Source organism: Actinomycetes bacterium (assembly GCA_035506535.1).
In the GTDB taxonomy this organism is placed as follows: domain Bacteria; phylum Actinomycetota; class Actinomycetes; order DATJPE01; family DATJPE01; genus DATJPE01.
This window is the reverse complement of the sequence record DATJPE010000015.1, coordinates 30,391-39,239: the sequence shown is the minus strand read 5'-3', so window position 1 is coordinate 39,239 and position 8,849 is coordinate 30,391. Positions and strand designations below refer to the sequence as shown.

The 8,849-nt window shown below is 73.0% G+C and carries 5 protein-coding genes; all 5 read right to left on the bottom strand.

Going from position 1 to position 8,849, the window contains the following annotated elements:
* A partial coding sequence (locus VMI11_02460) for a protein kinase (GenBank protein ID HTY71266.1) occupies positions 1-3,579 on the bottom strand: 3,579 nt, incomplete at its 3' end.
* A gap of 1 nt (position 3,580) precedes the next feature.
* Complete coding sequence (locus VMI11_02455) at positions 3,581-4,183, bottom strand: FHA domain-containing protein (protein HTY71265.1); 603 nt, start codon at positions 4,181-4,183, stop codon at positions 3,581-3,583.
* Positions 4,184-4,219: 36 nt separating this feature from the next.
* Positions 4,220-4,975: a hypothetical protein gene (locus VMI11_02450; protein ID HTY71264.1), complete on the bottom strand. Its 756-nt coding sequence runs from the start codon at positions 4,973-4,975 to the stop codon at positions 4,220-4,222.
* Between the two features lie 456 nt (positions 4,976-5,431).
* Positions 5,432-6,289: a GNAT family N-acetyltransferase gene (locus tag VMI11_02445; protein ID HTY71263.1), complete on the bottom strand. Its 858-nt coding sequence runs from the start codon at positions 6,287-6,289 to the stop codon at positions 5,432-5,434.
* Positions 6,276-8,843 (bottom strand): valine--tRNA ligase, encoded by a 2,568-nt coding sequence (valS, locus tag VMI11_02440; GenBank protein HTY71262.1) that lies wholly within the window; start codon positions 8,841-8,843, stop codon positions 6,276-6,278. Before valS ends, VMI11_02445 begins: the two co-directional genes overlap by 14 nt.
* Positions 8,844-8,849: the final 6 nt, after the last annotated feature.

Genomic DNA, 8,849 nt, shown 5'->3' with positions numbered 1-8,849 from the left:
CGGGTCGGTGTCGCGCCGGAGGTGGGCCGCTACGGCGGCGAGGGCCGGTCCGCGTCGAGGGATCCAACCGGTGCGCTCCCGCTCCCGGCGAGCGAGGGTGAACAGGAAGGCGGCGTCGCGCCACTGGTCCTCGGCCGCGGCCAGCACGGCCAGCCGTTCGAGCACCTCGACCTGTCGCCCGCGGTCGCCGAGCCAGGCCAGGGCGACCAGGGCCTGGCGCAGGCGGTCGCGCGCCTCGCCGGTCTCCGCGGCGATCTCGGCCACGGCGGCGTGCGCCAGCGCGCGGTCGGCGACGGTCTCGACGCTGCCCGCCCAGTCGGAGGCATCGAGGTGGTCCATGCAACGAGCGAGGTCGGCCGCGCTCCCACCCCAGGCCGCGCACTCGAGGGTCCCGGCGAGAGCCAGGGACCTCGATGTGGGGTCGCCGACCGACTCCGCCGCCTCGTCGGCCTCGGCGAACCACCGGGCGCCGGCTCGTGGGTGACCGGTGGACAGCAGCAGCCGGCCAAGCCCGAGCGCGGCGTTGATCCGGCCCTGGGTGTAGCCGATCTCCGACGCCGACTCCCACGCCTCCAGCAGGAGCCCGCGGGCCTCGGGCATCTCGCCGCAGGACAGCAGGAGCAGGCCCAGCCGAAAGCAGCTCCAGCTGATGCCGTAGGAGTCCTCCTGCGCTCTGCGGAGCGCGAGGCTGTCCTCGAGGAGCTTGCGCGCCTCCCCGACCCGCCCGCGGAGTGCCAGCGGGTTGGCCAGGTTCGCCGTGACGAAAGCAACGGCCGCGCGGTCCCCGGCGGAGCGCGCGGAAGCGAGTGCCGCCTCGTGCCGGCGGATGGCCACCTCCTGCTGGCCCGATGACGAGGCCACCAGCCCCAGGACCGACAGCGCGCGGGCGTTGATCGATGCACCGGCACCGGACGACGACCCGATGGCTCGCAGCGATGCCGTCGCCGCCGCGACGGGGTCGCCACCGAAGCACGCGAGCCATCCGGCGGTGCACTCCGCCTCGCGCCGCCCCTCCTCGACGTCGGCCTCGCCGCCGGGCATGGCCGCGAGGGCCCGTCGAAGCCACTCCCGTCCCTGGGTCACCGGTCCTCGAACCATCCAGTAGGTCGCCAGGCCGGCGGCGAGGCGCGCCGGTCGACTCGTCCCCGGCCGCGCCAGCCCACACTCGAACGCGGCACGCAGGTTGGCGATGTCGACGTGAGCCGCATCGAGCCAGTGCGCCTGGTCCCTCCCGGCGCAGCCGGTCGCGAACCGCGCCACGAAGTCCTCTCCCCACGCTGCGAACCGGTCCTGTGCCGAGCGGAGACGTCCCGACGAGGTCAGGTGCGCGGCTGCGACCTCGCGCGTCGCAGTCAGCATCCGAAAGCGCGCGGGTCCCGGCGAGCGCTCAGCCTCGAGCAGTGAGCGGCGGGTCAGGGCGTAGAGCAGGGACAGCGCGACGACGCGATCGACGCCGCCGACGGCCGAGGCCGCCTCCGCGCTGAAGCCTGACGGGAAGAGAGTGACGGCGGCGAGCAGCTCGAGCTCGTCAGGGGGGAGCGAGGCGACGCTCCACTGCAGAGCGGCATGAGCATCTCTGCCGCCCGAACTTCCGGGATGCCCCGCAGTCAGCGAATCACGGATCTGTGCCAGGCTCATGGCCGGCCATCTCGACGCCGCGACGACGAGTGACTGAGGGACGCGGTCGACGAGCTGGCAGATGTCCCGGGCGACGTCGAGGTCCTGTTCCGAAGCCGCCGGACGGTCCAGGTGGAGCAGCAGGGAGAGCAGCCGCAACGCATCGGCGTCCTCGAGCGGGCCGAGGCGCAGGACGCGCTCTTCGACCATACCGAGCGGGGTCCGGCTCGTGGCGAGGATAGTCATCGAGGGGCAGTCCGCGAGCAGGCGGTTGAGCAGCTCGGCCGACTCCTCGAGCAGCTCGTCGCATCCGTCCAGCACCAGCAACGCGGACTGCCCGACCAGGCGCTCGAGCAGTCGCTGCTCGGCGGAGCGACGTCGCGGGCGAGTGGGCGTGGCGAGAGTTCCCGACGCCGACCCTTCTGCTCCGAGCGCGGCAAGGACGGCAGGCGCGACGGCGGCGGCCGCGTGCAGGTCGACCCACCAGACACCGTCCGGGAACCCGCCCGCCACCGCCCGGACCAACTCCTCACTCGTTCGGGACTTCCCGATGCCGGCCGCGCCGGTGACGGTGACGAGGCGCTCGCTCGTGACCAGGCCGAGCAGGCTCTCCAGCTCAGCCGACCGCCCGATGAAGGGGTGCCCGGAGGAGGCATCCTCCGCCGCGAAGTCGGAGCTCTCCGTCTGCTTGGCGCGCAGGGGCGGGGGGTCAGCTCCTTCGTCGGCGAGGGCGAAGAGCTGCACCGGGCGCGAGAGCTCCGAGGAGAAGACGCCGATACGCACGAGCTCGAGACCGGCCGGAGGGCTCACCGCTCGGGCAGCCGGCCCGGTCACCACGGTGAGGCCCGGCGAGGACAGCCTCAGTGCGCCGATGACAGCGACCTCCGCGTCGGCTGCGGGGCGGGTTGCGGCATGGAGTGCCATGCGAAGGCGCACCGCCACCGAGCTCGGCACGCGCCGGGGATACTCGTGGCGGATCGCCGAGACGAAGGCGATCGCGGCATCAGGCCCCGGCAGGCGGTACACGCGGGGGCTGGGTCGTCCCCGTCCGTGCAGGGCGACGCCACCCAGGTCCTCGGCGACCTCGGCCATCAGCAGCCCCAGGTGACGATCCGGGATCGCCCGCGACCGGCGTGCGCCCTCAGCGGGGTCGGGTGCGGTCTCTGACTCGTCCAGGTCCGCGGCGACCAGCATCGCGCAACGGTTGCCTGCGTCCCTGCCGCGCAGGGCACGTGCGAGGTCTCCTGCGGATGCGGGCCGCGCGTGAGGATCCGTGGCCAGCGCCCGGGCGAGCGTGTGCCGCAGCCGCGCAGCTGTGTCGGGCGGGAGGTCGTCGATCCTCGGTCGGCCCCCGTCAGGAGGCCGACCGGTCAGGAGGGCGACCACGGTCGCCGCGAGGCCGTAGACGTCCGAGGCCGGCGTCAGCAATCCAGAGGAGGCCAGCTCCGGGGCGGCGTACCCCCTCGTACCGGTGGTCGCGGGTTCGCCGGGGACCACCGAGCTGCCGAAGTCCACGACGACGACTCGACCCTCGGGCGTCCTGACGATGTTGGAGGGCTTGATGTCCCCGTGCACCACAGGTCGTGGGCCGCGGTGGAGGTGGTCCAGCGCCGACGCGACCTGTTCGGCGCACGCGAGGACCATCTCCAGGTCCAGACCCGGTCGTCCGTTCTCGCGCAGCTCGCTGCCGAGGTCGACGCCCTCGACCCAGTCCAGGACGACCGCGTGCGAGCGGTCCACGGACACCTCGTCGACCACGGCCACGAGACCCGGATGCGCCGGGACGCCCATGAGGAGCTCGACCTGCCCGCGCAGCCGCTCGCGCTGGTCCTCATCGGGGACCGGAACGATCTTGATCGCCACCGCACGGGCCCGGCGGCGGTCCCAGCCCCGCAAGACACGTGCGCGTCCTGTCCCACCGATCTCCTCCGCTACGTCGTAGCGATCGGTGAGCCGCTCCATGTCAGTCGGCGCGCGACTTCAGCAGGTCCGAGGTCCGCACCGCGCCCCGGCTCAGCGCCTCGTTGGCCAGGAGCACCCGACGGTTCTGGGTTCCGTCGGGAGGGATCCCGAACTTGGTGTAGAGGTTCGCGAGATGCTGCTTCACGGCCGGTTGACCGACGACCAAGGCGGCGGCGATCTCGCGCACGGTGGCGGGGGCGGTGAACACGGTGCCCGCGACCATCGGACGGCAGAGCTCGTTGAGCACCTTGCGCTCTCCGGGGGTCAGCTCGGGCGGCGGCTTGGCCGTCTCGGTGGTCCGGTCGCGCACGGATGCCGGGTCACGGAAGGTGAGCGTGGTGCGTCCCACCATCACCTCGTCCCCGGGCCGCAGGGGTCGCTCTCCGAGAACGGCCTCGCCGTTGAGGAACGTGCCGTTGCGCGCACCGAGGTCCCGGACGAACCACGTCGATCCGATGAGCTCGAGGACCAGGTGCAGCTTCGAGACGGTGGGATCGCCCTCGATGACGATGTCGGCGCGGGGGCTCGCACCCAAGGTCAAGCGCGAGCCCTCGAGGGCGATCACGTCCCGAGTCAGCGGTCCCCTGACGTCCAGCGTGGCCACGATGGACCTCCCTGCGGCGCGTGCAGCCCGATGAGTCTAGGACTCGGGCGGGCGGCGGGGGAGGTCCAGGGAAGCGTCGGCGCGGACGAGTCGCTCCGGTCGTCCGAGCAGCACGACGAGCAGACCGATGGCCATGGACACCGTGACTGCCACGACGAGGAGCTGGTGGCCGTAGTCCTCGACGGGTACGGTCTCCGGCACATTCGGCCCGTCCCACATGTACTGGCCCAGGAATGATGCACACGCGGCGGCGGCCGCGGCGCAGACGGTCACGGCGGCCGTGAGGCGCAGCCCCCGGTGCGGGCGGCTCATCAAGCACCAGCACTGGCCCGCGCTGAGTTCGTCCTCGGCGACCCGCGCGGCTTGGGCCAGCATGGCCAGCATGCGTGCCGACCGGAGCTCACCGAGGGCGACGGGTGTCAGGATGAGCAAGAGCGAGAACCCCAATCCGGTCAGGGTGTAGTCCGGTTGCGGCTGGGCGTTCAGCCAGAGAGACCTGGCACCGACCGCGACACCGACCGCCGCGGCCAACGCGAGCAGCGCCGCGCCTCGTCGGTAGGTGTGCCGGGCAGCGGCGGCAAGCTCCTCGGCCGATGGCCCGTGGTTGGGCAGCGGGTCCCAGAAGAAGCCCGACGACCTGATCTCCCGCGCGGAAGCGCCGGGAGGCGGAGTCAGGCGTGTGAGAGGTCCCCAGCATCCGTCGAAGAGCCGATCTCGGGTGGGGTCGAACGGGTCGGCGCGCCACGGCGACGTGCCCGCATCGACGACTGTTCTGGTGAGGTCCGCCGGCACCGGATGTCCCTCCCAGACGGCGGGCGGGGCCGCAGACGCGGAGCGCGCGAGCCGCCGGCTCACTGCGACCACCCGCCCGCCGCCGGCGACGCGGGGGCGCGCCGCTCCGGAGGGAACGCTGCCTCGTCGGGCGTCCACGCTGACGCCCCAGGCGCGAACCCACCCGCGGGCGCTGCAGCGGTCAGCGCCCGAGTCAGGAAGTGCAGGACGGCGGTGGCCGCCCGACGCAGCCGCCCAGGTCGGGCGTGACGGCCCGCCGGCACACGTCGCGACGCAGAGGCGGCCGACGCGGGGTGCACCCGGCGCGCGAGCAGGCCCACCTCGACTCGATACATGGTCATCGTCGCGACTCCCTCCGGGATGCTGGTTCGCCGTGGGAGGGACGATGCCGAGGCGGGCACCTGACCGGCAGTGCTCCGACGGCGAGTGCTCAGCGGCCTCGGGGTTCGGGTTTGCTCACCCGCGGGCTAGGTCGAGCTCGACGGCCTCGGCGACGGCTCGATAGCCGATGCGCTCGTAGACCGCGTTCGACGTCGGGTTCGCGGCGTCGGTGTAGAGCACCACGCGGTCGGCGCCGGCGTCGTACGCCGCCCGCGTCACGGCCGCGGTGACGGCCGCCGCGTAGCCGCGCCGGCGGTGCTGGCGCGGGGTATAGACAGGGCCGACCCGAGCCACTCCCCGGCTCGGCTCCCGGTGCACGGCGAGCGACACCCGCTCGTCCCGGTCGACCCACCAACGCGCGCCGGCGCGCATGCCCTCGAGGTCGTGGGCGGACTCCCGGAGCGCGAGCTCGTCGGCGAACGCGTCGACCCAGGCCGCCAGCTCGGTCAGCTCCTCGGCGCGGACCGCTCGGGCCGCCCCGGGTACGTCCGCCGGCGGATCGAGGCGGACGCACTCGAGGATGCGCATCTGGAGCCGTGGCCGGGCGGACCCTCCGGTCACCGCGACCCACTCCGCGGCGAACGCCTCGGCCCGGCGCCGCACGGACGCCACCGCGTCGAGGTCAGGGGCCTCGGCGAGGACGGCCTCGACCAGGGGGCGAAGCCAGGGTCCGGGTTCCAGGGCGAGGCCGAGCGGGTGGGGCGCCGTGCGGAACGCGACACCGACCACGTCTCCACGGTCCTCGACGAGCCACCAGTGCCGGTCCGGATGAGTGTCCGGGTCGGCCACCGTGCGGTCCAGGACAGAGAGCAGGACCGTGTCGAGGACCGGGTCCAGCGCGACGCGCTCGAGCTCCCGCGCCGCCGCGGCGGGGTCGGTGAGGTGCCGGACCTCCATGGTCATCGGGGAGCGAAGCCGGTCACTGAGGGGCACCCGGCGTCACGAGGGTGACCTCGACGCTCAGCTCACCCGCCGTGCCGTCCTCGGAGAGAGCCAGCTTGGCGATCCGGCCGGCGGCGCGCAGGTCGTCCGCCCCGGCGCGCACCCCGGCGAGCAGGGGTCCCGGTGCCCGCACTGTCGCGTGCTCGACGTCGGCCCGCATCGAGGCCTTGGCCTCCGACTTCGCCTTGCGGACCTGGGAGAGCGCCGCGCCGACGGCGGCGAGCGTCGCCGGGTCTCCGCCGCGGGGCAGCTCGTCGGGAGACGGCCAGGGCGCTCGGTGGACCGACCCGTCCTGCCACCAGGACCAGACCTCCTCGGTGACGAAGGGCAGGAACGGCGCGAACAGGCGCAGCTGCACGGACAGCGCCGTGGCCAGGGTGGCGCGCGCCGATCCGGCAGCTGCGTCTCCGCGCGCGCCGTACGCCCGGTCCTTCACGAGCTCGACGTAGTCGTCGCAGAAGGTCCAGAAGAAGGACTCGACCGCTTCGAGCGCCCGCGTGTAGTCGTAGGCGTCGAAGGCCGACGTGGCCCTCCTGACGACCTCGGCGAGCTCGGCGAGCAGCGCCAGGTCCAGCGCCTCCTCGATGACCGCGCCCGCGGGTGCCTGGCCGAGACCGAGCACGAACTTCGACGCGTTGAGCACCTTGATGGTCAGCCGCCGGCCGACCTTCATCTGCGCCTCGTCGAACGGGGTGTCAGTGCCCGGCCGTGCGCAGGCGGCCCGCCAGCGGACCGCGTCGGAGCCGTACCGGTCGAGGATGTCGGTGGGAACCACCACGTTGCCCCGGGACTTCGACATCTTCTTGCGGTCGGGGTCGACGACGAACCCGGAGATGGCGGCGTGGGCCCACGGCAGCGAGTCGTGCTCGAGGTGTGCGCGGACGACGGTCGAGAACAGCCAGGTACGGATGATGTCGTGCCCCTGCGGGCGCAGGTCCATCGGGAACACCCGCGAGAACAGGTCGGGGTCGCGCTCCCAGCCGCCGGCGATTTGCGGGCTCAGCGAGGAGGTCGCCCACGTGTCCATGACGTCCGGGTCGGCGGCGAAGCCGTCGGGCTTGTCGCGCTGGTCCTCGGCGTAGCCGGGCGGTGTGTCCACCATCGGGTCGACGGGCAGGGACTGCTCGGAGGCGATGATCGGGCGCGAATGGTCGGGGCGGCCCTCGCCGTCGAGGGGGTACCAGACCGGGAACGGCACCCCGAAGAAGCGCTGGCGGCTGATCAGCCAGTCGCCGCTGAGCCCGGCGACCCAGTTCTCGAACCGCGCCCGCATGTACTCCGGGTGCCAGTCGATCTCCTCGCCGCGCTGGATCAGGCGTGCCCGCAGCGCGCCCCCGTCGTCGTCACGGCCGCCGTTGCGCAGGTACCACTGGCGGGTGGTGACGATCTCGAGCGGCTTGTCGCCCTTCTCGAAGAACTTCACCGCGTGCGTGATCGGCCGCGGCTCGCCCTCCAGGTCGCCGGAGGCGCGCAGCAGCCCGACGATGGCCTCCCTGGCCGAGAACGCGGTCCGGCCGGCCAGGGCCAGGTACGCCTGCGTGGCCGTGTCCCCGACGATCCACGCCGGCGTCTCGCGGACCACCCGGCCGTCCCAGCCGATCACCGGCCGGGTGGCCAGGTCCAGCTCGCGCCACCAGGTGACGTCGGTGACGTCGCCGAAGGTGCAGATCATCGCGATCCCCGACCCCTTGTCGGGATCGGCGAGACGGTGGGCCACGACCGGGACCTCGACCCCGAACAGGGGGGTCCGGACCGTGCCGCCGACCAGGGACTGATAGCGATGGTCGTCGGGATGGGCGACGAGCGCGACGCAGGCCGGGACCAGCTCCGGGCGGGTGGTCTCGACCCAGACCGGACTCTCGTCGTCGGTGCGGTGGAAGCTGATCCGGTGGTAGGCGCCGGGAACCTCCCGGTCCTCCAGCTCGGCTTGCGCCACGGCGGTCTGGAACGAGACGTCCCACAGGGTCGGCGCCTCGGACTGGTAGGCCTCGCCGCGCGCGAGGTTGCGCAGGAAGGCGCGCTGCGAGGTCGCGCGCGAGACGTCGTCGACCGTCTGGTAGGTCTGCGTCCAGTCGACCGACAGCCCCAGGCGCCGCCACAGCCCCTCGAACACCTTCTCGTCCTCGGTGGTGAGCCGCTCGCACAATTCGACGAAGTTGCGCCGGCTGACCGGCACCTGCTGGCCACCCGGTGACTGCGGCGGGGTGACGTCGGGGTCGTAGGGCAGTGAGGGGTCGCAGCGCACCCCGTAGTAGTTCTGCACGCGTCGTTCGGTCGGCAGGCCGTTGTCGTCCCAACCCATCGGATAGAACACCTCGCGCCCGCGCATGCGCTGGTAGCGCGCGATGAGGTCGGTGTGGGTGTAGGAGAAGACGTGCCCCACGTGCAGGGAGCCGCTGGCCGTGGGTGGGGGTGTGTCGATGGAGTAGATCTCCTCGCGCGGGCGCGACCGGTCGAAGCGGTACGTGCCCTGCTCCTCCCACACCGCCGTCCACCGATCCTCGAGGCCCTCGATGGTCGGCTGGTCCGGCAGGCGTGGCTCCATGAGGCG